At 68.3% G+C, this 24365-nt stretch carries 21 protein-coding genes; 6 read left to right on the top strand and 15 right to left on the bottom strand.

Going from position 1 to position 24365, the window contains the following annotated elements:
- Positions 1 to 48: 48 nt before the first annotated feature.
- Both CBY09_RS23700 and CBY09_RS11635 read right to left on the bottom strand, forming a co-directional pair.
- Entirely contained in the window at positions 49 to 438 is a 390-nt protein-coding gene (locus CBY09_RS23700) for a hypothetical protein (RefSeq protein WP_133066282.1), read from the bottom strand.
- Positions 439 to 571: 133 nt separating this feature from the next.
- Positions 572 to 1639, bottom strand: a complete 1068-nt coding sequence (locus tag CBY09_RS11635; protein ID WP_094289695.1) for a helix-turn-helix domain-containing protein — start codon at positions 1637 to 1639, stop codon at positions 572 to 574.
- A gap of 48 nt (positions 1640 to 1687) precedes the next feature.
- On the opposite strand from CBY09_RS11635, the gene uvrA reads away from it, so the two are divergent.
- The gene (uvrA, locus tag CBY09_RS11630) at positions 1688 to 4777 is read left to right on the top strand and encodes an excinuclease ABC subunit UvrA (protein WP_240515692.1); all 3090 of its coding nucleotides are present in this window, start codon (positions 1688 to 1690) and stop codon (positions 4775 to 4777) included.
- A gap of 67 nt (positions 4778 to 4844) precedes the next feature.
- Here uvrA and CBY09_RS11625 read toward each other — a convergent pair whose 3' ends face one another.
- Positions 4845 to 5831, bottom strand: a complete 987-nt coding sequence (locus CBY09_RS11625; protein WP_094289693.1) for an alpha/beta hydrolase — start codon at positions 5829 to 5831, stop codon at positions 4845 to 4847.
- 230 nt (positions 5832 to 6061) lie between these two features.
- Here CBY09_RS11625 and ompR point away from each other — a divergent pair, with 230 nt between their 5' ends.
- On the top strand, positions 6062 to 6805 hold the full coding sequence (gene ompR / locus CBY09_RS11620; protein WP_094289691.1) for an osmolarity response regulator transcription factor OmpR: 744 nt from the start codon (positions 6062 to 6064) through the stop codon (positions 6803 to 6805).
- Positions 6802 to 8184 (top strand): ATP-binding protein, encoded by a 1383-nt coding sequence (locus CBY09_RS11615; protein WP_094289689.1) that lies wholly within the window; start codon positions 6802 to 6804, stop codon positions 8182 to 8184. The genes ompR and CBY09_RS11615 overlap by 4 nt, the downstream gene beginning before the upstream one ends.
- Before the next feature lie 32 nt (positions 8185 to 8216).
- Here CBY09_RS11615 and CBY09_RS11610 read toward each other — a convergent pair whose 3' ends face one another.
- Entirely contained in the window at positions 8217 to 10166 is a 1950-nt protein-coding gene (locus CBY09_RS11610; RefSeq protein WP_094289687.1) for a sigma-54-dependent Fis family transcriptional regulator, read from the bottom strand.
- A 313-nt stretch (positions 10167 to 10479) separates the two neighbouring features.
- Here CBY09_RS11610 and exaC point away from each other — a divergent pair, with 313 nt between their 5' ends.
- Positions 10480 to 12003, top strand: coding sequence for an acetaldehyde dehydrogenase ExaC (exaC, locus tag CBY09_RS11605; RefSeq protein WP_094290186.1), 1524 nt, complete (start codon positions 10480 to 10482; stop codon positions 12001 to 12003).
- A 171-nt stretch (positions 12004 to 12174) separates the two neighbouring features.
- Positions 12175 to 12549: a DUF779 domain-containing protein gene (locus CBY09_RS11600; protein WP_094289685.1), complete on the top strand. Its 375-nt coding sequence runs from the start codon at positions 12175 to 12177 to the stop codon at positions 12547 to 12549.
- Between the two features lie 50 nt (positions 12550 to 12599).
- Here the strand turns inward: CBY09_RS11600 and CBY09_RS11595 are convergent, their stop codons facing one another.
- Positions 12600 to 14582 carry a methyl-accepting chemotaxis protein gene (locus CBY09_RS11595; RefSeq protein WP_094289683.1) on the bottom strand — a complete coding sequence of 661 codons (1983 nt, stop codon included), beginning with the start codon at positions 14580 to 14582 and terminating at the stop codon, positions 12600 to 12602.
- 255 nt (positions 14583 to 14837) lie between these two features.
- Between CBY09_RS11595 and CBY09_RS11590 the strand changes: the two genes are divergently transcribed.
- Entirely contained in the window at positions 14838 to 15278 is a 441-nt protein-coding gene (locus CBY09_RS11590; protein ID WP_094289681.1) for an acyl-CoA thioesterase, read from the top strand.
- A gap of 138 nt (positions 15279 to 15416) precedes the next feature.
- Here CBY09_RS11590 and CBY09_RS11585 read toward each other — a convergent pair whose 3' ends face one another.
- From CBY09_RS11585 to fmt, 10 genes are all read right to left on the bottom strand, one after another.
- Complete coding sequence (locus tag CBY09_RS11585; RefSeq protein ID WP_094289679.1) at positions 15417 to 16427, bottom strand: M14 family metallopeptidase; 1011 nt, start codon at positions 16425 to 16427, stop codon at positions 15417 to 15419.
- Entirely contained in the window at positions 16424 to 17401 is a 978-nt protein-coding gene (locus tag CBY09_RS11580) for a Bug family tripartite tricarboxylate transporter substrate binding protein (RefSeq protein WP_094290185.1), read from the bottom strand. Before CBY09_RS11580 ends, CBY09_RS11585 begins: the two co-directional genes overlap by 4 nt.
- A gap of 150 nt (positions 17402 to 17551) precedes the next feature.
- Positions 17552 to 18448, bottom strand: coding sequence for a LysR family transcriptional regulator (locus CBY09_RS11575; protein ID WP_094289677.1), 897 nt, complete (start codon positions 18446 to 18448; stop codon positions 17552 to 17554).
- Between the two features lie 49 nt (positions 18449 to 18497).
- On the bottom strand, positions 18498 to 19325 hold the full coding sequence (gene pyrF / locus CBY09_RS11570; protein WP_094289675.1) for an orotidine-5'-phosphate decarboxylase: 828 nt from the start codon (positions 19323 to 19325) through the stop codon (positions 18498 to 18500).
- 173 nt (positions 19326 to 19498) lie between these two features.
- Positions 19499 to 20056 (bottom strand): FlgO family outer membrane protein, encoded by a 558-nt coding sequence (locus CBY09_RS11565; protein WP_094289673.1) that lies wholly within the window; start codon positions 20054 to 20056, stop codon positions 19499 to 19501.
- A complete protein-coding gene (locus CBY09_RS11560; RefSeq protein ID WP_094289671.1) occupies positions 20053 to 20739 on the bottom strand; it encodes a hypothetical protein in 687 nt (228 codons plus the stop codon). Before CBY09_RS11560 ends, CBY09_RS11565 begins: the two co-directional genes overlap by 4 nt.
- 205 nt (positions 20740 to 20944) lie before the next feature.
- Positions 20945 to 22144 (bottom strand): phosphoglycerate kinase, encoded by a 1200-nt coding sequence (locus CBY09_RS11555; RefSeq protein ID WP_094289669.1) that lies wholly within the window; start codon positions 22142 to 22144, stop codon positions 20945 to 20947.
- 77 nt (positions 22145 to 22221) lie between these two features.
- Positions 22222 to 22557, bottom strand: a complete 336-nt coding sequence (locus CBY09_RS11550; RefSeq protein ID WP_063461553.1) for an AzlD domain-containing protein — start codon at positions 22555 to 22557, stop codon at positions 22222 to 22224.
- Entirely contained in the window at positions 22557 to 23381 is an 825-nt protein-coding gene (locus tag CBY09_RS11545; protein ID WP_094289667.1) for an AzlC family ABC transporter permease, read from the bottom strand. Before CBY09_RS11545 ends, CBY09_RS11550 begins: the two co-directional genes overlap by 1 nt.
- Positions 23378 to 24352, bottom strand: a complete 975-nt coding sequence (gene fmt, locus CBY09_RS11540; RefSeq protein WP_094290184.1) for a methionyl-tRNA formyltransferase — start codon at positions 24350 to 24352, stop codon at positions 23378 to 23380. The genes CBY09_RS11545 and fmt overlap by 4 nt, the downstream gene beginning before the upstream one ends.
- Positions 24353 to 24365: the final 13 nt, after the last annotated feature.

The raw sequence follows: 24365 nt of genomic DNA, 5'->3' as shown, positions 1-24365 counted from the left end.
AAAAAAGCAAAAGCGGGATTTTCGCCCATTGGCCCCCGGGGCTGCCGGTCAGAGCCGATCTGAGGGCTCCGGGCTTTCAGGTTTTGTCCCGCCTTGGGAGCGATCCATCCACAACACCCAGGCAGTAAGGACGGCCAGCAGCCCCAGCGCCCATGGGTTGTCGAAGGGGGTGGGAATGTGGGAGCCATCGTGGGATGTGGGGGCGCCGCTGGCATGGGGCCCCTGCGCCGGGGTGGGGCGGGGCTCCGGGGCCGCTTGCCCCCCCGGGGAGGCCAGCAGGGCCACGGTGGTGTTTTCAGGGGGTGGTGGTGGGGCTTCAGCCCGGGCCCCCGCCGACAGGGCCACGCCCAAGGCCACCGCCGCAGCCCAGGCCTGGCGGGAGGTCGCGGTGTGGTGCGTGAGGCGTTTGCGGCGTGGCAGTGCAATGGCGGGGGGCATGGAGGCAGGTCAGCGGAGCAGGGCTGGGCCCATGCTAGGGGCGCCCCCCGGCGGTGGCTTGCCTCTGTGTTTGCGTTTTGTTGACCTTGTGTCCCACGCGCCTCCCCCGCCTCGGTGGGCGCGCAAAGGGCAATCAGCCGACCGTGGCGCCCGCCCCCTGCAGGCCGCGCACCCAGGCGGCGTATTCGGCAGAGCTGCCCTGCGCCGTGGGCAGGTGTGGTCCCGCAGCACCCGCGCCACCGGGCGTCCGCACGTCCGAGGGCGCGATGCCAAACGCCGTGCGGAACGCACGGCTGAAATGCGCATTGCTGGCAAAACCTACCCGGCTGGCCACCTCGGCCACGCGCAGGCGGTGGTTGGCCGGGTTGGCCAGTGCCTGGTAGGCCGCCAGCAGGCGGCGCTGCTGCACATGGTGGGCCACGCCGCCCAGGGGCTCAAACAGCCGGTACAGCGCACTGCGCGAGAGGCCAAAGGTGCGGCACAGGGCGTCGGCGCTCAGGTCGGCCCCCAGGTGGCGGTGGATGTGCTGCTGGATGCGCTGCAGCGTCACGCCCTCGATGGCACCCCGAGCGCCCTGCAGTGTGCGGGCGCTGGGCAACACGCAGGCCGCCAGCATCTGCACGCTGGCGCGTGCCACGGCGGGGGCGTCGTCCAGCGCAACACCGGGCAGGCGGCGCTGCAGCGACAGCAGGTGGTCACTCAGCAGGCCACCCAGTGCGGAGCCACCGCGCAGCACCGTGCCGTGCAGGTCCGAGTCACGCACCCCCAGGGCCTCGTGAAGCAGCTCGCGCGGCACGATCAGGGTCATCACATGCGAGGTGCGCGCAAAGGTGCGCAGGGTGCGGCCCAGGTCCAGGATGGCGATGTCGCCAGGGCGCACCTCGATGTCGGTGTCCCCGTCGCGCTGGCCCACAAAGCCGCCGGTGCGGTACCACTGCACCAGGTAATGGTCGAGCCCGTCGCGCACCACCCGGGGTTCGGCACGCAGGAACTGCTGCTCGGCAAAGTGCAGGTCGCCCACCAGCAAATGCCCCAGGTGGGTGGCATGCACGGTGGCCTGGAACGCCGCAATGCTTTGGGGCACGAGCGGCGCCACGTCAAACACCACCGAGATGCTCTGGCGCCAGGCCTCAAACCGTGCTTCTCCGGCCTGCTGGTCGGTGGTGAACAGGGTGGAGGGCAGGGGCTGGGGGGTGGTCATGGCGCGCCCATTATGTGGGGGCTGCGCGCAAAGTGCGGGTGACCTATCATGGTGGGTTTTCCTGCACCGAGCCCGCCTGTGACCCCTCCCCCCGTTGCCGACGACCTATCCGCCGATGGTGTGTACCTCGCCCGTGCCCTGCGCGAGCAGCGCATCAGCATCCGGGGGGCGCGCACGCACAACCTCAAGAACATCGACCTGGACATCCCGCGCAACCAGCTGGTGGTGATCACCGGGCTGTCGGGCTCGGGCAAGTCCAGCCTGGCGTTCGACACCTTGTATGCCGAGGGCCAGCGGCGCTATGTGGAAAGCCTGTCGGCCTATGCACGGCAGTTCCTGGGGCGGCTGGACAAGCCCGATGTGGACCTGATTGAAGGGCTGTCGCCCGCCATCAGCATCGAGCAGAAGGCGACCAGCCACAACCCGCGCTCCACCGTGGGCACGGTGACCGAGATCCACGACTACCTGCGCCTGCTGTACGCCCGCGCGGGCACGCCGTTCTGCCCCGACCACGGCCTGCCGCTGGCGGCGCAGACGGTGAGCCAGATGGTGGACGCGGTGCTGGCCCTGCCCGAGGACACCAAGCTCATGATTCTCGCCCCCGTGGCGCGCGAGAAGAAGGGCGAGTTCACCGAGCTGTTTGCGCAGATGCAGGCGCTGGGCTACATCCGCTTTCGCGTGGACGGGAAGATCTACGAACACGAGAGCCTGCCCGCACTCAAGAAGACCGAGAAGCACGACATCGACGTGGTGATCGACCGCGTGAAGGTGCGCGCCGACCTGCAGCAGCGCCTGGCCGAGAGCATCGAGGCCGCCCTGCGCGTGGGCGGCCACGACGGCAACGGCCGCGTGCTCGCGCTGGAGATGGACACGGGGCAGGAGCACCTGTTCAGCAGCAAGTTCGCGTGCCCGGTGTGCAGCTACTCGCTGGCCGAGCTGGAGCCGCGCCTGTTCTCCTTCAACTCGCCCATGGGTGCGTGCCCGGCGTGTGATGGCATCGGCCAGCGCGAGGTGTTTGATGCGGCGCGTGTGGTGGCCTTCCCCACGCTGAGCTTGGCCAGCGGCGCCATCAAGGGCTGGGACCGGCGCAACGGCTACTACTTTGCGATGCTGGAGAGCCTGGCGCGGCACTACGGCTTTGATGTGGAGGCGCCCTTTGAGACGCTGCCGGCCACTGTGCAGCATGCGGTGCTGCACGGCTCGGGCGAGGACGAGATCGCGTTCAGCTACATCCTGGACAGCGGCGCCAACAAGGGCAAGGTCTACACCAAGAAGCACCCGTTCGAAGGCATCCTGCCCAACATGGCGCGGCGCTACCGCGAGACCGACTCGGTGGTGGTGCGCGAAGACCTGGCCCGCTACCGCAGCACCCAGCCCTGCCCCGAATGCCATGGCGTGCGCCTGCGCCGCGAGGCCCGCCACGTGAAGGTGGGCGAAGGCCCACAGGCCCGCGCCATCTACGAAGTGAGCCACGCCACGCTGAGCGACGCCCATGCCTGGTTCAAGGCCCTGCAGCTCACCGGCGCCAAGGCCGAGATCGCCGACAAGGTAGTGCGCGAGATCGCCACGCGCCTGCAGTTCTTGAACGACGTGGGCCTGAGCTACCTGAGTCTGGACCGGAGCGCCGAAACACTCTCGGGCGGCGAGGCGCAGCGCATTCGCCTGGCATCGCAGATCGGCTCGGGCCTGACGGGCGTGATGTATGTGCTGGACGAGCCCAGCATTGGCCTGCACCAGCGCGACAACGACCGGCTGATCGCCACGCTGCAGCACCTGCGCGACATCGGCAACAGCGTGATCGTGGTGGAGCACGACGAGGACATGATGCGCGCCGCCGACCATGTGATCGATATGGGTCCCGGTGCGGGCGTGCACGGCGGGCGCGTGATGGCGCAGGGCACCTACGACGAGGTGCGCGCCAATGCGCAGTCGCTCACGGGCCAGTACCTGTCGGGCACGCGCACGATTGCCGTACCAAAGCGCCGCACGCCCTGGCTGCCGGTGCTGGACCAGCCCGCACCTGTGGTCGAGGCCAAAGCCAAGTCGCGCTTTCCGCAGACCGAGGCCAGCAAGCGCCGCGCCGAACGCATGGCAGAACACCATGCGCGCCAGGGCGCCGTGCAGGCGCTGCGTGTGGTGGGCGCCACGGGCAACAATTTGAAGGGCGTGACAGTGGACTTCCCTGTGGGCCTGCTCACCTGCGTGACGGGGGTTTCAGGTTCGGGCAAGAGCACGCTGGTAAACGACACGCTCTATGCCGCCGTGGCGCGGCAGGTTCATCGCGCGCACGAGGAGCCCGCTGCACACGAAGAGATCGTGGGCATCGAGTATTTCGACAAGGTCATCAACGTCGACCAGAGCCCCATTGGCCGTACGCCGCGAAGCAACCCGGCCACCTACACCGGCCTGTTCACCCCCATTCGCGAGCTGATGGCCGAGACCAACACCGCCAAGGAGCGCGGCTACGGGCCGGGTCGTTTCAGCTTCAACGTGTCGCAGTCATCCGGTGGCGGCCGTTGCGAGGCCTGCCAGGGCGACGGCGTGGTGAAGGTGGAGATGCACTTCTTGCCCGACGTGTACGTGCCCTGCGACATTTGCCACGGCCAGCGCTACAACCGCGAGACGCTCGAAGTGTTGTGGAAGGGCAAGAACATCGCGCAGATCCTGGAGCTGACGGTGGAAGACGCGGCGGCCTTCTTCAAGGACGTGCCCACCATCGCCCGCAAGCTGCAGACGCTGCTGGATGTGGGCCTCTCCTATATCCGCCTGGGCCAGGCCGCCACCACGCTCTCAGGCGGCGAGGCGCAGCGCGTGAAGCTGGCGCAGGAGCTGAGCAAGCGCGACACGGGCCGCACGCTCTACATCCTGGACGAGCCCACCACCGGCCTGCACTTTGCCGACATTGACCTGCTGCTCAAGGTGCTGCACCAGCTGCGCGACGCGGGCAACACCATCGTCATCATCGAGCACAACCTCGACGTGATCAAAACCGCCGACTGGCTCATCGACATGGGGCCCGAGGGCGGTGCGGGCGGTGGCACGGTGGTGGGTGTGGGCACACCCGAGGAGCTGGCGGTCAACCCGGCCAGCCACACAGGGCGGTATCTGGCGCCCTACCTGCAGTCAAAAATGAAATAAAAAATGCCGTTTGCGCGCGATGGGTGTGCCTTTTGTGCTATCAAATTGGTAGTAATTGTGCAGGCTCTCACGGCAGGCGCCGCGCCACCTCGGCATCCAGCGAGCCCATGAAGGCCTCCACGGCCCGGGTGTAGGGGCTCTCCAGCCCCAGCTGGGCGTTGATTTCACAGTGGCTCAGGTCCTGCGGCAGCACCTCGGCGCGGCCGCCCAGGCTGTGCACGTGGCGGGCCAGGGCCTCGGCCTGGTGGCAGGGCTGGTCGGCGCGTTCGGTGGAGCACACCATTTGCACTGGCGGGGCGCCCGCCGTCCACTGGTGCCAGGGCGACAGCAGCCGCCAGTAGGCCGGGTCGGCGCCAAACGCGTCGTCGTACAGCGGCATGTGGGGTGCGCGCATGTAGGCGGGCACATTCATCACCGCACTGTCGAGCACCACCGTGCCCAGCCAGGGCCAGGCGCCTTCGCGCAGGGCCTGCGGCGCGCGGGCGTTGAGCAGCGCCACCAGGTGCGCGCCGGCCGAGTGGCCCATGAGGATGAAGCGGCTGGGGTCGGCGCCCCAGGTGGTGGCGCGCTGTTGCGCGGCCATCAGCGCGGCCTGCACGTCGCGCTCCTGCTGGTCCACGGGGGTGTCGGGCAAGAGCCGGTAGTTCACCGAGATCAGCACAAAACCCCGGGGCACCCAGCGCGCCACCTTCTCCTGCACCACGCGGCCCATTGCCTTGTCGCCATGGCGCCAGCCACCGCCATGCACCATGAAGACCACCGGCGCGCGCACGGCGCTGGCGGTGGAGGAGGAAGGGGTGGGCAGGTACACGTCCATGCGCTGGCGCGGGTCGCTGCCGTAAGGCACATCGGCAATGCGCTGCACGCCGGTGGGCAGGGCGGCGGCCTGGGCCTGGGCCTGTTTTTGGGCGATGAGTGCGCGCAGGCGCCCGCCGCCTTGCGCGCCTTCGGACGCAGGGGCTTGTGCCCACGCCGGGGCGGCCAGGGCGAGGGTGACCACGGCCGTGAGGGTGAGGTGGGTGAAGCGGGTGAGCGTGCGACGGGCGGTGGGCATGGGGAAGGCTCCTGAGGTCGTGGCGGGGCTGCCGATGACTGACTGTCGCATCCACAGACCCGCCAATGGTTGCAGCACGGCGCCAAGTCATGACAAAGCATGACAAACGCGCAGGGGGTTGTCACAGGCTGTCATCACCGGGGCGCTGGAGTGCGGGCGTGGCCCGGGTGGTGTGCGCCGTACCATCGGGACTGGGCCTGCACCTTGCCTGGCCACCAACCTTCGCCCCCATGACCGCCCCCCTCGCCAAGATCCTGGTCGCCGACGACGAGCCCGAGCTGCGCGCCCTGCTGCAGCGCTACCTGAGCGACCAGGGCTACACCGTGCGCACCGTCGAGGGCGCAGGCCCGCTCGATGCGCTGCTGCAGCGCGAGCGCTTTGATGTGCTGGTGCTCGACGTGATGATGCCGGGCGAGGATGGCCTGGCCATCTGTCGCCGCCTGCGTGCGCAGGGCGAGACCATTCCCATCCTGATGCTCACTGCGCGCGGCGACCCGGTGGACCGCATCGTGGGCCTGGAGATGGGCGCGGACGACTACCTGCCCAAGCCCTTCAACCCGCGCGAGCTGCTGGCACGCATCCAGGCCATGGTGCGGCGCCAGCGCCTGCTGGGCGCGCACACCGGGCCGCAGGGCGTGTTGAGCCGCCTGGCGTTTGGCGACTTTGTGCTGTGGCCTTCCGAACGGCGGCTGGAGCGCCGGGGGGAGGACATGCCCCTGACCACCGGCGAATTCGCGCTGCTGCTGGCCCTGGCGCAGAACCCCCACCGCCCCCTGGGCCGCGACCGGCTGCTGGCCCTGGCCTATGGGCCCGACCACGCCGCCACTGACCGCAGCATCGACGTGCAGATCATGCGGCTGCGCAAGATCATCGAGGCCGACCCGGCGCAGCCACGCCACATCCGCACCGTGTGGGGCGTGGGCTATGTGTTTGTGCCCGACGGCGCCGCGCCCGCAGGAGGGGCGCAGCCATGACGGCGCCCATCGCCACCGCCCGCCGGGGGCTCTGGCCGCGCAGCCTGCTCGGGCGCAACCTGCTGCTGATGGCCGCGCTCATCGTGCTGGGCCAACTGGTGGCCGCCGTGCTGGTGCGGCAGATGATCTTCCAGCCCCGCGTGGCGCTGGTGGCCGATGGCGTGGCCCGCAACGTGGCCGCGCTGCGTGCGGGGCTGCAGGCGCTGCCCCCGGCGCAGCGGGCGGCGTTTGTCGATGCGTTCAACCAGCAGGCCGTGGCGGCCACCCCGCCCGTGGCGCCCGAGAGCGCTGCGCGGCGCGCACTGCTCTCGCCCATGGAGCGGCAGTTTGTGCGGGCCGTGGCGCGCCGCCTGGGCGCAGACGATGCCGCCACCGCCCCCCAGCCCCTGTGGCGCCGCGACAGCGCCGGCATGCTGGCCCTGCGTGTGGAACACGCGGGTGCCGATGGCCCCGAGAGCTACTGGCTCAACCTGCCCAGCGTGTTCCCCACGCGCACCTTCACCGGCGCCTGGCTGGCCGCCACGCTGGCCAGCATGCTGCTAGCGCTGCTGGGCGCGTGGTGGCTGCAGCGCCACATCCACCGCCCGCTGGCGCAGGTGGTGGGGGCCGCGCGCCAGCTTGCGCAGGGCCAGACGCCCGCCGTGCTGCCCGAGGCCGGGCCGGAGGAAATCGCCACCGTGGCCCGCAGCTTCAACCACATGGCGCAGAGCCTGGCCGCTGCCGACCACGAGCGCGCGCTGATGCTGGCGGGCGTGTCGCACGACCTGCGCACCCCGCTGACCAAGCTGCGCCTGGGTGTCGAGATTGCCGGTGCGCAGGTCGATGCACCGCTGGCCGCCAGCATGGCGCGCAGCATCGACGAGATGGACGGCATCGTGGGCCAGTTCCTGCAGTTCGCGCGCAGCGGTGAGGCCGAGGCGTCCACCCCCGCATCGCTCAACGACCTGGCCCAGGCCGTGGCCGAGGCGCAGGCCGACCATGGGCGCACCGTGCGGCTGGAGCTGGGTGCCTTGCCCGAAGTGCCCGTGCGGCCCCAGGCCCTGCGCCGCGCGCTGGACAACCTGGTGGAAAACGCCTGGCGCCACGGCCAGCCGCCCGTGGTGCTGCGCACCGGGGCCGATGCCAGCAGCGTGTGGCTGGAGGTGCAAGACCAGGGCCCCGGCATCGGCGCCGACGACATCGACCGCATGCGCCAGCCTTTTGCACGCGGTGGCGGCACGGCGCGCACCGGCCCGCCAGGTGCAGGCCTGGGCCTGGCCATCGTGGAGCGCGTGGCACGCAGCCATGGCGGGCGGCTGGAGCTGCACAGCGCGCCGGGCGCGGGGCTGCGGGCGCGGCTGGTGTTGCCGTTTCAAGAAAAAATGGCCGCTACCGCCTGATGGTATTGCCTCATTAGCTATCAAATTGGTAGCTAATGTGTGGTGCGCCCACCCAGCTTGCGGTACAGCGTCTGCCGGCTGATGCCCAGCTGGCGCGCCGCCTGCGACATGTTGCCGCGCGCGGCCTGCAGGGCCTGGTCGATGGCGGCCTGGGAGAGTTGCTGCAGGTTCAGCGCGATCGGGAGCGTGGTGGTTTCGGTCTGTGCAGGCGTCGGCGTTGGGGCGGCCGTGAGCGCCTGCACCAGGTCGTCCGGCATGTGCTCCCAGCCCAGGGTGTCTTCGCCCTCGGCCAGCATGGCGCAGGCGGTGCGCAGCACATTGGCCAGCTGGCGCAGGTTGCCAGGCCAGGGGTAGGTGGCCAGGCGGGCCAGCAGGTCGGGCGCCACCTGCACCTCAAAACCCAGCCCCTGTTCCGTCGCCAGGTGGGCCAGCAGGCGCTGCAGCAGCGCCACAAAGTCGCTGCGCTCGCGCAGCGCGGGCAGTTGCACGGTGAGGCCGTTGATGCGGTAGTACAGGTCTTGCCGAAAGCGCCCTTGCTCCGCCGCCTGCATGAGCTGGTTGTGCGTGGCACAGACCAGTGCAAAGTCCACCGGCACGGCCTTGCTGGCGCCCACGGGCGTCACGCTGCGCTCTTGCAGCACACGCAGCAGGCGGGTCTGCAGGGCCAGCGGCATGTCGCCAATTTCGTCGAGGAACAGCGTGCCGCCATGGGCTTCGCGCAGGCGGCCCAGGTGGCCCTCCTTGCGCGCGCCGGTGAAGGCACCGGCCACATGGCCGAACAGTTCGGATTCGATCAGGTGCTCGGGAATCGCCGCGCAGTTGATGGCCACAAACGGCGCATCGCGGCGCGGGCCGCTGGCGTGCAGCGCGCGCGCAAACACCTCCTTGCCCACGCCCGACTCGCCCTGCACCAGCACCGCAATCGGTTTGCCCACCACGCGGCGCGCCTTGTCGGCGGCAGCGCGCCAGCGGGTGTCGCCGGTGTCCAGCAACGCCAGTGCGTCTTGCTGGGGCACTGTGGCCGCCGCAGCGGCGGGCCGTGTGGGTGTGGCAACCCAGGCGGTGTCCATCTGCACCTGGGCAAACAGCAAAGCGCCTTGCAGTGTGCGCAAGGCCTGCGGCTGCTGGGGGCGGCGCTTGTGGTGCGAGAGCAGGTCGTCCATCCGCACGTCCAGCACCCGCTCCAGCAAGGTGGCGCCCACGTCCCCCGCATGCAGGCCCAGCTGCGCCAGGGCCACGCGGTTGGCGCCGACGATCCAGCCGTCGGCCGACACGGCCACGATGCCCTCGGCCACGCTGCCAATCCCCTCGGGCGCGCTGTGCAGGTGCAGGCGGATGTTGCGCTTGCAGGTGGCAGCGAGCAGGCGGTTTTCGATCATGCGGGCTGCGGTGCTCACCAAGCCCAGCGCGTGGGCGTGGCCGTTGCGGTAGTCGCCCGAGATGTCGAGGATGCCCAGCAACTCGCCGGTGGCCGACAGGATGGGCGAGGCCGCGCAGGTGAGAAAGTTGTTGCGCTCCAGAAAATGCTCGCCGCCATGCACCTCCACCGCGCAGGCCTCGGCCAGCGCCGTGCCGATGGCGTTGGTGCCCCGGTGCGCCTCGTGCCAGGATGCGCCGCTGGTCAGCGCCACGCGCTCGGCCTTGTCCACAAAGTGCGGGTCGCCCAGTGTGTGCATGAGCATGCCGCGCCGGTCGGCCAGCACCACCACGCTCTGGCTGTGGCGCACTTGTTCAAACAGGTACTCCATCACCGGCCGCGAATGCGCGAGCAGCTCGGGGTTGCTGGCCAGCACCTGGCGCAGCGTGCCGCTGCTGGGGTGGTCGATGGCCTGGGGCCGCCCGGTGGGCAGCAGGCCGGCCGCCATGCTGCGCGACCAGGAGCGCGCCAGGCGCTCGTCCACCAGGCCGCTGGGGCACTGGCCAGAGTCCAGCAGGTGCTGGCGGGCCTGTCGCAGGGCGACGGGGGAGGTGTTGGGGCGCACGCTTTGTCTCCGTGCGGGCTCAGGGCGGCCCGCTTGTGGTGTGTGGGCCAGTATGGCGGGCTCGTCGGCGCGGGGCAAGGGTGTGGGCGCAAGCGGTGTGCCAACTGTTCCATTTCGTGACAGGTGTCGCGGCCCGGCACACTGCGATGCGGGTGGCTGCAACAGGTGTACGCCCTGGCCCACCGAAAAAATCCAATGAAATCAACACCTCGCGCGCCGTGGCCTGCTGGCATGTGTTTTGAGTAAGGGGTTGCCATCGGACAGGCTCCACCGAGTCCGCCCGATGCACACAACCATCGCAGGAGACAACACCATGACCGTTTACGCAGCCCCCGGCGCCGCTGGCGCCAAGATCACCTACAAGCCCCGGTACGACAACTTCATCGGCGGCAAATTCGTACCCCCCGTCAAGGGCCAGTACTTTGATGTCATCACACCCGTGAGCGGCAAGGTCTACACCCAGGCCGCGCGCTCTACCGCTGAAGACATCGAACTGGCCCTGGACGCCGCCCACGCAGCCTCCGACAGCTGGGGCAAGACGGATGCGGCCACGCGCGCCAACATCCTGCTCAAGATCGCCAACCGCATCGAAGAAAACCTGGAGCGCCTGGCCTACGCCGAGACCGTGGACAACGGCAAGGCCATCCGCGAGACGCTGAACGCCGACATCCCGCTCACCGTGGACCATTTCCGCTACTTCGCGGGCTGCCTGCGCGCGCAGGAAGGCGGCATCAGCGAGATCGACGAGAACACCATGGCGTACCACATCCAGGAGCCGCTGGGCGTGGTGGGCCAGATCATTCCGTGGAACTTCCCCATCCTGATGGCCGCCTGGAAGCTGGCACCCGCGCTGGGTGCGGGCAACTGCGTGGTGCTCAAGCCTGCAGAGTCCACGCCGATTTCCATCCTCATCCTGGTGGAGCTGATTGCCGACCTGCTGCCGCCCGGCGTGCTGAACATCGTCAACGGCTTTGGCCGCGAGGCGGGCATGCCGCTGGCGCAGAGCAAGCGCATCGCCAAGATTGCCTTCACCGGCTCCACCAGCACGGGCCGCGTGATCGCGCAGGCGGCTGCCAACAACCTGATCCCCGCCACGCTGGAGCTGGGCGGCAAAAGCCCCAACATCTTCTTTGCCGACGTGATGGACAAGGACGACGCCTTCCTGGACAAGGCGATTGAAGGCCTGGTGCTGTTTGCATTCAACCAGGGCGAGGTCTGCACCTGCCCCAGCCGCGCACTGATTCAAGAATCGATCTACGACAAATTCATGGAACGTGTCTTGAAGCGTGTGGCCGCCATCAAGCACCAGAACCCGCTGGATACCGACAGCATGATGGGCGCGCAGGCCAGCAAGGAGCAGCTCACCAAGATCCTGAGCTACCTCGACCTGGGCAAGCAGGAAGGCGCGGAAGTGCTGGCCGGCGGCGGCCAGGCCCACCTGGGCGGCGACCTGGAAGGCGGCTACTACGTGCAGCCCACGCTGTTCAAGGGCCACAACAAGATGCGCATCTTCCAGGAAGAAATCTTCGGCCCTGTGCTGGCCGTGACCACCTTCAAGGACGAGGCCGAAGCGCTGGCGATTGCCAACGACACGCTGTACGGCCTGGGCGCGGGTGTGTGGAGCCGCAACGGCAATGTGGCCTACCGCATGGGCCGCGCGATCAAGGCCGGGCGGGTGTGGACCAACTGCTATCACGCGTACCCTGCGCACGCAGCGTTCGGTGGTTACAAGGAGTCGGGCATTGGGCGCGAGACGCACAAGATGATGCTGGACCACTACCAGCAAACGAAAAATCTGCTGGTTTCGTATTCGGAAAACAAGCTCGGATTCTTCTGATGCAGGTCTGCGCACGTTGACAGCCCCAAACCGTTCGGGCTGAGCCTGTCGAAGCCTTGCGCAGCGCTTCGACAGGCTCAGCGTGAACGGGCGGGATGATGGAAATAGGAAGGCAAAAGGGGGCTGGCGGCAGACCCCCTTTTTGCCTTTTGCCGAGACAAGGAGACAACCATGGTCGAAAAAGTCATCGCCACCCCTGCCGCGCTGGAGCTGGTGGCCTTTCTGCAAGAAAAGCATGGCCCTGCGCTCATGTTTCACCAGAGTGGCGGCTGCTGCGACAACAGCGCGGCCAATTGCTATCTGCCCGGTGAGATCACCATGGGCGCGGGCGACGTGTACCTGGGTGACATCGGCGGCTGCCCGTTCTACATCGGGCGCGCGCAGTACGAGACCTGGAAGCACACGCAGCTCATCATTGATGTGATCGAGGGCACGGGCGGCACGTTCTCGCTCGAAGGGCCCGAGGGCAAGGCCTTCCACACCCGCTCGCGCGTGTTCACGGCGGCGGAGCTGGATGTGCTGGGCATCGCCCCGCCTGCGGCCTGAAAAATTACAAGAAAAATAGCCGTTTGCGCGCGACCAGTATGCCTTGGTAGCTATTGAAGTCGTAGCGTTGCAGCGCTACCAACGCTGCTGCCGCTGTGGCTGCCATCGCCCCCCAGGCGGAACACCGACACCACCTGCACCAGGTCCTGGGCCTGGTTCTGCAGGCTGCTGGCGGCGGCGGCCATCTCCTCGACCAGCGCGGCGTTCTGCTGCGTGACCTGGTCCATCTGCGTCACGGCCTCGCCCACCTGGGCCACACCCAGGGACTGTTCGTGGCTGGCTGCGCTGATCTCGCCCACGATGTCGGTCACGCGGCGGATGGACGCGACCACCTCGGTCATGGTGCTGCCGGCGCGGTCCACCAGGGCCGTGCCCTGCTCCACGCGCTCCACGCTGGCGCTGATCAGGGCCTTGATCTCGCGCGCGGCCTCGGCACTGCGCCCGGCCAGGCTGCGCACTTCGCTGGCCACCACCGCAAAGCCCCGGCCCTGCTCGCCCGCGCGGGCCGCTTCCACGGCTGCGTTCAGCGCCAGGATGTTGGTCTGGAAGGCGATGGAGTCGATCACGCCGATGATGTCCGAGATCTTCTGCGATGCGGCGTTGATGCCCTGCATGGTGTGGACCACCTGCGCCACCACCTCGCCACCCTGGGTGGCCACGGTGCTGGCGCTGGCCGCGAGCTGGCTGGCCTGCTGGGCGCTGTCGGCGTTCTGGCGCACGGTGGCGTTGAGCTGCTCCATCGACGCAGCGGTTTCTTCGAGTGAACTGGCCTGGCTTTCGGTGCGGGCCGACAGATCGGTATTGCCCTGTGCAATCTGCACGCTGGCCGTGGCCACACTCTCCGACCCGCTGCGCACCTGGCGCACCACCTGCGTGAGCTGGCTGCGCATCTGCTGCAGTGCCTGCAGCAGCTGGCCGACTTCGTTGGTGCCATGGGCAATGGGCGCACCGCTCAGGTCGCCCTGCGCCACGGCGCGCGACAGCGCCACGGCCTGCGACAGCGGCCCGGTCATGGAGCGCACAAACACCAGGGCCATGGCGCTGGTGGCCGACAGCGTGAGCACCATGGCCAGCGCCACCCACAGCAGGCCACGTTGCAAGTCGGACACGCGGGCCTGCAGCGCCTGGTCCAGGCTCGCCATCGACAGGTTGTTGAGTGCGTTCAGCGCCTCGATGGTGCGGGTGAAGGCGTCGAAGTAGTCTTTGGACGCGAGCTGCAGCTCGGTGGCGTTGATTACGTCGCGCTCAGCCATCTGCAGCGACTGCTGGATCTGGCCCTGCACCGTCTGCACGCTGCTGCCCAGCGCGCGCTGCAGGTCGGGGTTGCCCTGCAGGGCGCGGTCCAGGCCGCGGAAGGTGTCGGCCTGCAGCTCGGCCACGCGCTGCTGCAGCACCAGCAGCTGGCCCTTGCCCTGGGGCGTCAGTTCGCGTTTGCCCAAAGCGCTGGCGCCCTGGGCGCGCAGCATGCCCAGCTTTTCGCCCAGCATGGGCGCCTGGGCGAGAGACGCCTGGATCAGCGCATGGGTGTCGGCCTCAGGGTCGATCTGCAGGCCATAGGCGTGCACCAGGGCTTCGTTCAGCTGCAGCAGGCTGGCAATCAGCTGCGTATGCTGCGCCGTGCTCTGCGCCTGCTCGATGCTGCGCGCGCCCACGGCCTGCTCCAGCGTGCGCCAGGTCTGCTGGGCCTGGGTCCAGGTGGCCATCTGGGCGGCGGGCACCTGGGCGGCGGCAAAGCGGGCGGTGACATCGGACAGCGCGGCGTTCACCGCGTCGCGTGCGGCAGGTCGGCGCGCGGCCAGGGTCTCATCGCCCCCCAGCATGCCCACCGACAGGCCCCGGTGCACCTGCATGTGCTGCACCAGGCGGGTGAGCGCCTGGACGGGGGGCACGCCGCGTGCCTCCTGGCGCGCATGGCCGATAGCGTGCAGCGAATCGCTGACGGTGAGGTAGGTGGGCAGGGCGCTCATCATGAGCCCCAGCGTTCCCAGGATCAGGAACTTTTCGAGCAGGTTCAACCGGTGCAAAAGTGACATGGCAATGGGCGCACGGGCGGGCCGTGCGGCAATAGGAAACCCTCAGCGGGCGGGGTGTCGGCACCCGCCGACGGGGTGCGGCCTTCGTCGGAACGGGATCTCAGGCCGCGTGGTGTGTAACGCAATGTAGGTTTCTACGGGCAGTAGGGTTTTGACTCAAGTCAATTTCGACCATGTCGTGCCTTCACGGCGGTACACGCGCACCCGGGTGGCTGGGGAATAATTCCAGTTCACCCTTTCCTCGGGAGCTTCGGCATGCAGTCCATCACCCTCCGATTTCTGGCCCCGCAAGGCGCCCAGCCCCAGGCGGGCCGCGTGGCGGGCGGCACCGTGTTGCGCTGGGTGGACGAGGCCGGGTTTGCCTGTGCCAGCGCCTGGGCCCGGGGCGCTTGCGTCACCGAGTTTGTGGGCGGCGCCCACTTTGTGCGGCCCATTCGCCCAGGGGATCTGGTGGAGGTGCATGCGCGCCTGGCCTACACCTCCGACTCCAGCATGTGCCTGGCGGTGGAGGTGCGCAGCGGCGGCGTGCAGGGCGCGCCACTGGAGGATGTGGCGCACTGCGTGGTGGCCTACACCGCCGTGGATGCGCAGGAACTGCCCCGCCCGGTGGACGCCTGGAGCCCAGACACCCCGGGCGACATCGCGCTGGCCCAGCGGGTCAAGGCCCACATCGACGCGGCGCGTGCCGCGCAGTGAGCGCTATGGCAGCGCCGGGGCAGCGTTAGGGCGAGTTTTTGAAGATGTAACAAGCCTCTGCGCGCTATAGGCATGTCTTTTAAGCTATCAATGTAATAGCATTCGAGGCGCCACCTTGAACAGGCCTTGGGGCCGGGTCTACAGCACCTGGCGGCGCGCAAACCGCACCACCGTCACGCCCGCGCGCGCCTGCCGTACTGAGGGCATGACCAGCACGCACCCGTCGTAGGGCGTGGCCACCGGCACCCCATCGTTGTCACCGATCACTGTGCCAGCTTGCTCAAACAGCTCCAGCCCCGTATAGGGCGCCACAAAGCGGAAGGCGCTGCTGGTGGCGACCACGGGGCCGGTCACCTCCAGCGCCCATTGGCGGGGGGCGTCGGGCTGGCGCCAGCCGGGCAGCTGCTGCGCGAGGGTGCCAGCGTCCAGCACACCGGACTGTTCGAGGAAACGCACACACTGGTCCTGCGCCACCGTGCGGCTGGCGGGGTCGCCGTGGAAGCCACATTCGATGAGCAGCGAGCGGGTGTCGCCGCCCTCACCTTCGCCGTTTCCATCGGGCAGGCCAAAGCGGCCGTAGTCGCGCATGCGCACGCCATCCTTGTGGCCCGCGTCCACCACGATGTGTTCGGGCGAGCGCATGGCACGCGCCAGCGCCCGGTTGCGCGGCTGGATGCCGGTGAGCAGCAGCGGTGCCGAGGGCTCGTGCATGGAGTGGATGTCGAGCAGCCAGTCGGCCTGCGTCACCCACGGGCGCAGCGCGGCGGCGCGGCGGCGTTCGTTGGTATCAAGGGCATCGATGCGCTCATCCAGCCACTGGCGGTTGAGGTCTTCGTCGGTGAAGCGCGAGGCATCGTGGTTGGCCGGATCGAAACGGTCGAACGCGTCAAGGTTGCAGAACGCCAGCGTGAGCGTGCCCTGCTGCGGGCGCACACCGGCGTCGAGCAGACCCTTGAGCGCCCAGGCGCCGCACAGCTCGTTGCCGTGCACCAGGGCGCTGATCATCACGTGGCGGCCGGGTTGGCCCGAGTCGAAATGCCACACGCCTTCGGTGCCGGTGTTGCCCGCGCGCCAGGCGCTGATGTCGGGGGCGGGCAGTTCAAACGCCAGGGGGGGCACGGCGGTGGGGGCGAGGTCGGTGGGGTTCATTCTTCGATCTTGGCGAATTCAACAATCTTCTTGTACTTGGCCACTTCGGTCGCCAGGAACTGGTCGATGTTCACGGTGGGGGCGGCCACGGTGGAGCCGCTGGCTTCCATCTTTTTCTTGAAGTCGGGCGACTGCAGGCTGTCGGCCAGCGCTTTCTTGAGCTTGTCGAACACGGGCTTGGGCAGGTTGGCGGGCGCCATCAGCGCAAACCAGGTGCCGATGTCCACGTTCTTGTACTGCGGCGTTTCGGCCAGTGCGGGGATGTCGGGGGTCACGGCCGAGCGCTTGGCCTCGGTGGTGCCCAGGGCGATCACCTTGCCGCTCTTGATGTGCGGCAGGCCGCTGGAGAGCACGAATACGCCGTATTCGAGGTTGTTGCCCACTAGGTCGTTGGTGAGCGGCGCCACGCCCCGGTAGGGGATGTGCGTCATGAACAGCTTGCCCTGCTCCTTGACCATCTCGCCCGCCAGGTGCAGCGAGGTGCCCACGCCCGAGCTGCCGTAGCTGAACTTGCCGGGGTTCTTGGACACCTTCTGCGTGAACTCGGCCAGGGTCTTCACGCCCGTGCCCGTGGACGCCACCAGCACCAGCGGCTGCGAGGCAATCAGGCCGATGGCGGTGAAGTCCTTGATGTCGTACTTCACCTTCTTGGTCACCAGCTTGTTGATGGCGATCTCGTTGCTGGCGCCCACCAGCAGCGTGTAGCCATCGGGTGCACTGCTGGCCACCTTCTGCGCCCCGATGGCACCGCCCGCGCCGCCCACGTTCTCGATCACCACCGGCACGCCGAGCTTGTTGCCCAGCTCGGTGGCCACGGTGCGGGCGGTCAGGTCGGTGCTGCCGCCGGGCGGGTAGCCCACGACGATGGTGATGGGCTTGCTGGGGTAGGTGTCCTGCGCCAGTGCAGGGGTGGCGCCGAGCAGCGCCAGGCCGCACAGGAGTGCCGCGCGGCGCAGGGGAAGTGTGGGTTGCATGGAGAGGTCCTCGTCGTGGATCGGGGGGTTGTGGCCCGATTGTGCGAAGCCCCAGCCGCTGGCCTGGTGCTGAAGTGGCACCAGTTAGTGCCAATACGGTTCGGTGCCCTGATGAAAACCCTGTGCCCGGCTGGGAGCACCCGCCCAGGTTCAGCGCTGCGCCAGTGCCTTCCACAGCGCCTCGGCCAGCGGGCCCAGGCGGCGTTTGGGGCGGTACAGGCGCACGTCAAACCGTACCTCCATGCGCGCATCGCCTGCCAGCGCCATGCGCTGCGCCTGGCAGTCGGCGTGCACCATGGACCAGGGCAGCCAGGCCACGCCCAGGCCTTTTTGCACGTATTCGTAGTGCGCGTCGGCCGAGTCGCATTCCACCACCCGCTGTAGCCGGGGCGCGTGCGGGTTCTGGGCCAGGTGGTCTTCCACCAGGCGGCCCAGTGCCAGCTGCGGGGCGTAGGCCAGGTAGGGCACGCGCGTGGCGTCGGGCCCGAAGCGGTGCAGCGCCTGCCCCTGCGCGGTGGCGCGTGACACGGGCACCAGCCGGTCCGAGGCCACGGTCACATGCATGAACTGGCGCGCATCCAGGCGCACGGCGAGTGTGGGGTGGTGGTAGACGAGGGAGAAGTCGGCCTCGCTGCGCTCCAGCATGGCCACGGTGTCGGCCAGTGCCCGCGTGCGGATGCACAGCTCGCCGCCCTGCAGGATGGGCTGCAGGCGCACCAGCCAGTCGGCCACCACGGTGCGCGCCAGCGTGCGGCCCGTGGCCAGTGTCACGGTGCGGGCCTGGCGTCCGGCCAGGCTCTGCAGCTCCTCGTGCGACTGCGTGAGGTTGCGCACCATCTGCCCGGCGGTGTCCAGAAAACTCTGCCCCGCAGGCGTGAGGGTGACAGGCCCCCCGCCCCGCTCGACCAGCGGCGTGCCCGCCCAGGCCTCCAGCGCGCGGATGCGGCGGCCAAAGGCGGGGTGTGTCACGTGCCGCAGCTCGGCGGCACGGGTGAAGCTGCGCTCCTGCGCCAGCACGATGAAGTCCTCCAGCCACTTGAGCTGCATGGGCGTGCGGTGTGGCTGAGGGGCTGGGAGGGCTGCGCGTGGGGCGCTGCTAGCGGCTGCGCGAGGCTTCGAGCACCGCGCGGGTGTGCTGGGCGGCCGTGCGGGCGGCGGCCGCAAAGTCCGCACCCTGGGAGGCGTACAACACGGCGCGCGAGGAGTTCACGATGATGGGGCCGTCGTTGCGCAGCCCGGCGCGCACCGTGGCGGCTGCGTCGCCCCCCTGGGCGCCCACACCGGGGATCAGCAGGGGCAGCGTGGGGGCGATGGCACGCACGCGCTCGATCTCTTGCGGGTAGGTCGCGCCCACCACCAGGCCGAGCTGGCCGTTTTTGTTCCAGGGGCCTTGCGCCAGGCGCGCCACATGCTCGTACATCAGCGGCTGGCCTTCGATGCTGGCCAGACGCTGGTTCTGCAGGTCGTCCCCGCCCGGGTTGGAGGTGCGGCACAGCAGGAAGGCGCCCTTGCCGTGGTAGGCCAGGTAGGGTTCGATGGAGTCAAAGCCCATGAAGGGCGACAGCGTGACGGCATCGGCGCCATAGCGCTCGAAGGCCTCCTTGGCGTACTGCTCGGCGGTGGAGCCGATGTCGCCGCGTTTGGCATCCAGGATCACCGGCACCTGGGGGGCATTGGCGCGCATGTGCTGCATCAGGCGCTCCAGCTGGTCTTCGGCGCTGTGGGCGGCAAAGTAGGCGATCTGGGGCTTGAAGGCGCAGACCAGGTCGGCCGTGGCGTCCACGATGGCGGCGCAAAAGTCATAGATCTTGCGCGGGTCGCCCTGCATGCCCGCAGGGAAGCGGGTGGGTTCGGGGTCCAGGCCCACGCACAGCAGGGAGTTGTTCTGCGCCGTGGCGCCGCGCAGCATGTCGGTGAAGTTCATGGGGCGTGATTTTAGTGGGCGGCCTTTGCCGCCTCCCCCACGGGTTCATCTGGGGGCTGTGGTTCGCGGTGCCCGCAGCGGGGGCTGCGATTGTGCGGGCATGAAAAAAGGCCGTCGAGACGGCCTTTTGTCGTTGTTGCAGGCGGCGCCTGCGGGTGCATCAAACCAAGCGCTCAGCGTGGCACGGCCAGCAGGCGCTGCACGTCGCGGTCGTTGGGCAGCGCGTAGTCGTAGCCGCGCACGATGCGGCTGTCTTCGGTGCGCACCAGCTTCAGGCTCACGTAGGTGTAATTGGCAGCCGCCGAGTAGGTACCCACCAGCACCAGGGAGGCGTTGTGGTTGCGGGCAATGTCCTTGATCTCACGCGACAGCAGCAACTCGCCCTGGCCTTCGCGCACGAACACGTCGCCGCGCAGCTTGATTTCCTTCACGTTGAAACCGCTGGCGGCCATGCTGGTGGCGTACTGCTCGGACAGCGTGCGGCCCAGGGGGGCTGCGCGGCTCAGGTCGTTCACGTTGACCACGGTGGCCACGAGCACCGGGCCTGCGCCCAGGGCGTTCATGTCAAAGCCGGTGGTCAGCTTGGCCACGGCATCGCGGCTGGTCTGGATGAACTGGCTGCTGGCGGCTTCCTGGTAGGTGGGCTCGACGCGCGTGGGCGCAGCGTTGTTGGCACAACCGGCCAGAACCACGCCGGCCAGCACCGTCAGAAGAAGTGCGGGGGTTTTCATTGCGAGACAACCTTCATGTTGACGTTCTTGTACGAGGGACGCGTGAACAGCGGGGTGTCAGCGTTTTCCAGGTAGTACACGTCGGTCTTTCGGGCCAGGTACTGGCCACCGCGCGTGACGGTGGTGGTCAGGATCAGCTCGGTGTTGGTGGGGCCGCCCGAGTTGATGCTGTTGGCATAGTCGGCGGCGATTGCCAGGCCCAGGCCGGCAGCCAGCTGTGCGTCGATGTGCTCATGGCGCAGGCCGTGCGCGGCAAAAAGGCCCGCAGCCAGCATGGTGAAAGCGCCAGGGATGAAATGGGGGCGGTCGCTGTTGTGGCGCACCACCTGGATGCCATAGGAAACCTCCAGGGCTTGGCCTGGGCTTTGGTGCACCACGGCGCCGTTCTGAACCAGTTTGGTGATCAGGAACTCGCGGAACCCGGTTTCAAACTGCGTGGCATTGGCGGGCAAGGTCACGTGCAGCGGGGTATTGGGAGCGACACCGGCCTTGTCCAACGTGCCCAGGGTCTGGCTCACCACATCACGCGATACCAGGTCCCAATGGCCTGCAGAGCGGACCTTGGGTTGCGAGGTGTATTCAAAATTTTCCGCAACGGGAATAGGCGCTTTCTGTGCGCACCCAACCAAGGTTGCTACAGCGCCAGCCAGAACGGCCAAGCTGATTGCCTTTGAAAACGACATGATTCCCTCCTACGGACTAGATTTGCGAGGATCTGGACAGATACAGCCCGCACGATTGAAAATAATTCTGGGCGGGTTCCTCAACAAAAACAAGAAAAAATTACGCTAACTGCGCTTCGCCGTACACAGTTCGTTGTTTTTGGTCACAGTTGTGTGCTGCTGCAAGGCACGCAGGGCCCAATAGCCCGGTTTGCCTTGCATTTGCTTACACGGAAGCCGCTGCGCGCTGCTCCAGGATGTCGAAAGCAGGCAGTTTTTTGCCTTCCAGCACCTCCAGGAAGGCGCCGCCGCCGGTCGAGATGTAACCCACCTGTTTCTCGATGCCGTACTTGGCGATGGCAGCCAGTGTGTCGCCACCCCCCGCAATGCTGAACGCGGGTGATTCGGCAATGGCAGCGGCGAGGGTGCGGGTGCCGTTTTCGAACGCGGCAAACTCGAACACGCCCACGGGGCCGTTCCAGACGATGGTGCCTGCCGACTTGAGCTGGGCGGCCAGGCGCGCGGCGGTGTCGGGGCCGATGTCCAGGATCAGGTCGTCGGGCGCCACGTCGGCGGCGGCCTTCACGGTGGCGGGCGCATCCGCGGCAAAGGCCTTGGCCACGACCACATCGGTGGGGATCGGCACTTCGGCGCCCCGGGCCTTCATCGCGGCCATCACGGCCTTGGCGGCGTCCAGCAGGTCGGGCTCGGCCAAGCTTTTGCCGATGGGCAGGCCTGCGGCCAGCATGAAGGTGTTGGCAATGCCGCCGCCCACGATGAGCTGGTCCACCTTGTCGGCCAGGCTTTGCAGGATGGTGAGCTTGGTGGATACCTTGGAGCCCGCCACGATGGCGGCCAGCGGGCGCTGGGGCTGGGCCAGGGCCTTGGTCAGGGCGTCGATCTCGGCCGACAGCAACGGGCCCGCGCAGGCCACAGGGGCAAACTGGGCGATGCCGTAGGTCGTGCCTTCGGCGCGGTGGGCGGTGCCGAACGCATCGTTCACGAAGATGTCGCACAGCGCGGCCAGTTTGCGCGCCAGCTCTTCCTTGTTCTTCTTTTCACCCACGTTCAGGCGGCAGTTCTCCAGCAGCACGACCTGGCCGGGGGCCACGGTGACGCCATCCACCCAGTTCGCCACCAATGGCACATCGCGGCCCAGCAGCTCGGACAGACGTTTGGCCACAGGGGCCAGGGAATCCTCAGGCTTGAATTCGCCTTCGGTCGGGCGGCCCAGGTGGCTGGTGACCATCACGGCGGCACCGGCATCCAGTGCCATGCGGATGCAGGGGATCGAGGCGCGGATGCGGGTGTCTTCGGTGATCTCGCCTGCGTCATCCTGCGGGACGTTCATGTCCGCACGGATGAAGACACGCTGGCCTTGGGCCTTGCCTTGGGCACACAGATCGGAAAAGCGGAGGATGTTCATGGGGGAGGGCTTCCGGGAATGGCTCGTGGATCAGGGCCGCCATTTTAGGCGGCGCGCACCACGCGCCTGCCCTGGCGCTACCAGCCCCAACCTATGTGCAGCGGCAGGTACACCGCCATGCCCACCAGGATCGTGCCCAGGATGCCCCGACGCCAGAAATAGTAGGCGCTGGCGCACACCACGGCGGGCAGGCGGGCGTCCATGAAGGTGTCGATGAGTTCGCCCTGGGTCATGAGGATCTCGGGCGCGATCACGGCGGTGAGGGCGGCCAGGGGGGCGTACTTGAGCCCGCGCTTGAGCCAGCCGGGCAGCGGCAGCTCGCGCTCGGGGATCATGAAGAAGGAGCGCGACACCACGGTGATGACCGCCAGGCCCACGATGGCCAGCACCGGTTCGATCCAGGATCCGTTCATCATGGATGGCGCTCCTCGCGCAGCGGCACCACATCGCCCGCCGCGACATGCTCGCGTTCTTCGGGTGGCATCACGCTGTCGGCGGGCACCAGCAGCAGCTCGGGCTTGTGGCGACGGCGGTCCACCGCTTCCATCAGCAGCCCGGCGGCCACGGCCGCAGCCAGGGCCACCAGAATGTTGAGCTTGAGCGGCAGCGCAAACGCGGCAATCGCCGCCGTGGCCGCCACGCCCGTGGCCAGCCAGGTGGCGCGGTCGAACAGCAGCGACAGCAGCACGCCCAGCAGCGCCAGCACCCCGGCAAACCCCAGCCCCCAGGACAACGGCACGGCGTTGGCCAGCAGGATGCCCGCGATGGATGGCACCTGCCAGGCCAGCCAGTTGGTGCTGGCGGCGCCCCAGAAATACGGCACCTGCTCGGGCGCGGGGCGGGGTTCGGGGAACCGTTTCATGAAGGCCACATAGATCACGTCGCCGCTGAAGTACCCCAGCGCCAGCCGCTGGCGCAGCGGCAGGTGGGCGAAGTAGCTGCGCCACATGCTGCTGAAGATCACAAAACGCAGGTTCACGCAGGCGGCGGTGAGCCAGATGACCCACAGTGGCGCGCCCACGGACAGCAGCGGGATGACCGCCAGCTGCGCGCTGCCCGCATAGACCAGCAGCGACATGAACACCGCCATGCCCACCGGCATGCCGCTCTTGACCATGGCCACGCCCGTGACCAGGCCCCAGGCGGCAATGCCCAGCGAGGTGCCCGCCATGTCGGTCGCGGCGAGCCGGAACGAAGGGTGGCGCACGGTGCTGCGCAGGGAGGCGAGCACGCTCATGCGGCGGGGGCGCCCAGCACCATGCCGGGCTGCAGATCGAAGCCGCGCAGGAAATCGGCCGCAGGCAGCCGTTTGCCTCCCGCGCGCTGCAGCGTGGTCAGGCGCAGCGCCGTGCCCGCGCCACAGGCCACCAGCACACCGGTGTCATTTGCAGATAAAACAAGGCCTTTGCGCGCGTCTGTATTGCCTTTTGCGCTATCAATAGCATAGCTCCATACTTTGATGGTCTCGCCGCTGCACTCGGTGCTGGCGCCCGGAAACGGGTCGAACGCGCGGATGCGCTGGCCAATCACGCTGGCGGGTTGGGACCAGTCGATGCTGCTTTCGGCCTTCTCGATCTTGTGGGCGTAAGTGACGCCCTCGGCAGGCTGGGGCACAGGCTGCAGGCCGCCGCAGGCCGCCAGCTCCAGCGCTTCCACGATCATGCGGCCACCCAGGTGGGCCAGCCGGTCGTGCAGCGTCGCCGTGGTGTCGTCGGCGGTGATGGCCAGGCGCTCGGTGAGCAGCATGTCGCCGGTGTCCAGCCCCGCGTCCATCTGCATGATGGTGACGCCGGTGTCGGCGTCGCCCGCCTCGATGGCGCGGTGGATGGGGGCCGCGCCGCGCCAGCGTGGGAGCAGGCTGGCGTGGATGTTCAGGCAGCCTAGGCGCGGCATGTCCAGGGTCCACTGCGGCAGGATCAGCCCGTAGGCGGCCACGACCATCACATCTGCCTGGGCGGCCAGCAGTGCATCGCGCGCGGCGGCGGCTTCCTCGGGGTACTTGCCATCCAGGCGCAGGCTGCGCGGTTGCGCCACGGGAATGCCGTGGTCCAGCGCACATTGTTTGACGGGCGATGCCTGCAGCTTCATGCCCCGGCCCGCCGGGCGGTCAGGCTGGGTGAGCACCAGCGGAACGGTGAAGCCTGCGGCCAGCAGCCGCTCCAGCGCCACGCGGGCAAATTCGGGGGTACCGGCAAAAATGACTCTCATGGATGGCTGCATG

It is taken from the genome of Acidovorax kalamii (assembly GCF_002245625.1).
Taxonomy (GTDB): domain Bacteria; phylum Pseudomonadota; class Gammaproteobacteria; order Burkholderiales; family Burkholderiaceae_C; genus Acidovorax; species Acidovorax kalamii.
Note: the sequence above shows the minus strand (reverse complement) of the source record. Positions and strands in the feature narration are given on the sequence as shown.

What these genes read in the sequence shown, in the direction of transcription:
- CBY09_RS23700 (WP_133066282.1), bottom strand. Translation starts at nt 438, where the DNA reads ATGCCCCCCGCCATTGCACTGCCACGCCGCAAACGCCTCACGCACCAC.
- CBY09_RS11635 (WP_094289695.1), bottom strand. Translation starts at nt 1,639, where the DNA reads ATGACCACCCCCCAGCCCCTGCCCTCCACCCTGTTCACCACCGACCAG.
- uvrA (WP_240515692.1), top strand. Translation starts at nt 1,688, where the DNA reads ATGGTGGGTTTTCCTGCACCGAGCCCGCCTGTGACCCCTCCCCCCGTT.
- CBY09_RS11625 (WP_094289693.1), bottom strand. Translation starts at nt 5,831, where the DNA reads ATGCCCACCGCCCGTCGCACGCTCACCCGCTTCACCCACCTCACCCTC.
- ompR (WP_094289691.1), top strand. Translation starts at nt 6,062, where the DNA reads ATGACCGCCCCCCTCGCCAAGATCCTGGTCGCCGACGACGAGCCCGAG.
- CBY09_RS11615 (WP_094289689.1), top strand. Translation starts at nt 6,802, where the DNA reads ATGACGGCGCCCATCGCCACCGCCCGCCGGGGGCTCTGGCCGCGCAGC.
- exaC (WP_094290186.1), top strand. Translation starts at nt 10,480, where the DNA reads ATGACCGTTTACGCAGCCCCCGGCGCCGCTGGCGCCAAGATCACCTAC.
- CBY09_RS11600 (WP_094289685.1), top strand. Translation starts at nt 12,175, where the DNA reads ATGGTCGAAAAAGTCATCGCCACCCCTGCCGCGCTGGAGCTGGTGGCC.
- CBY09_RS11595 (WP_094289683.1), bottom strand. Translation starts at nt 14,582, where the DNA reads ATGTCACTTTTGCACCGGTTGAACCTGCTCGAAAAGTTCCTGATCCTG.
- CBY09_RS11590 (WP_094289681.1), top strand. Translation starts at nt 14,838, where the DNA reads ATGCAGTCCATCACCCTCCGATTTCTGGCCCCGCAAGGCGCCCAGCCC.
- CBY09_RS11585 (WP_094289679.1), bottom strand. Translation starts at nt 16,427, where the DNA reads ATGAACCCCACCGACCTCGCCCCCACCGCCGTGCCCCCCCTGGCGTTT.
- CBY09_RS11580 (WP_094290185.1), bottom strand. Translation starts at nt 17,401, where the DNA reads ATGCAACCCACACTTCCCCTGCGCCGCGCGGCACTCCTGTGCGGCCTG.
- CBY09_RS11575 (WP_094289677.1), bottom strand. Translation starts at nt 18,448, where the DNA reads ATGCAGCTCAAGTGGCTGGAGGACTTCATCGTGCTGGCGCAGGAGCGC.
- pyrF (WP_094289675.1), bottom strand. Translation starts at nt 19,325, where the DNA reads ATGAACTTCACCGACATGCTGCGCGGCGCCACGGCGCAGAACAACTCC.
- CBY09_RS11565 (WP_094289673.1), bottom strand. Translation starts at nt 20,056, where the DNA reads ATGAAAACCCCCGCACTTCTTCTGACGGTGCTGGCCGGCGTGGTTCTG.
- CBY09_RS11560 (WP_094289671.1), bottom strand. Translation starts at nt 20,739, where the DNA reads ATGTCGTTTTCAAAGGCAATCAGCTTGGCCGTTCTGGCTGGCGCTGTA.
- CBY09_RS11555 (WP_094289669.1), bottom strand. Translation starts at nt 22,144, where the DNA reads ATGAACATCCTCCGCTTTTCCGATCTGTGTGCCCAAGGCAAGGCCCAA.
- CBY09_RS11550 (WP_063461553.1), bottom strand. Translation starts at nt 22,557, where the DNA reads ATGAACGGATCCTGGATCGAACCGGTGCTGGCCATCGTGGGCCTGGCG.
- CBY09_RS11545 (WP_094289667.1), bottom strand. Translation starts at nt 23,381, where the DNA reads ATGAGCGTGCTCGCCTCCCTGCGCAGCACCGTGCGCCACCCTTCGTTC.
- fmt (WP_094290184.1), bottom strand. Translation starts at nt 24,352, where the DNA reads ATGAGAGTCATTTTTGCCGGTACCCCCGAATTTGCCCGCGTGGCGCTG.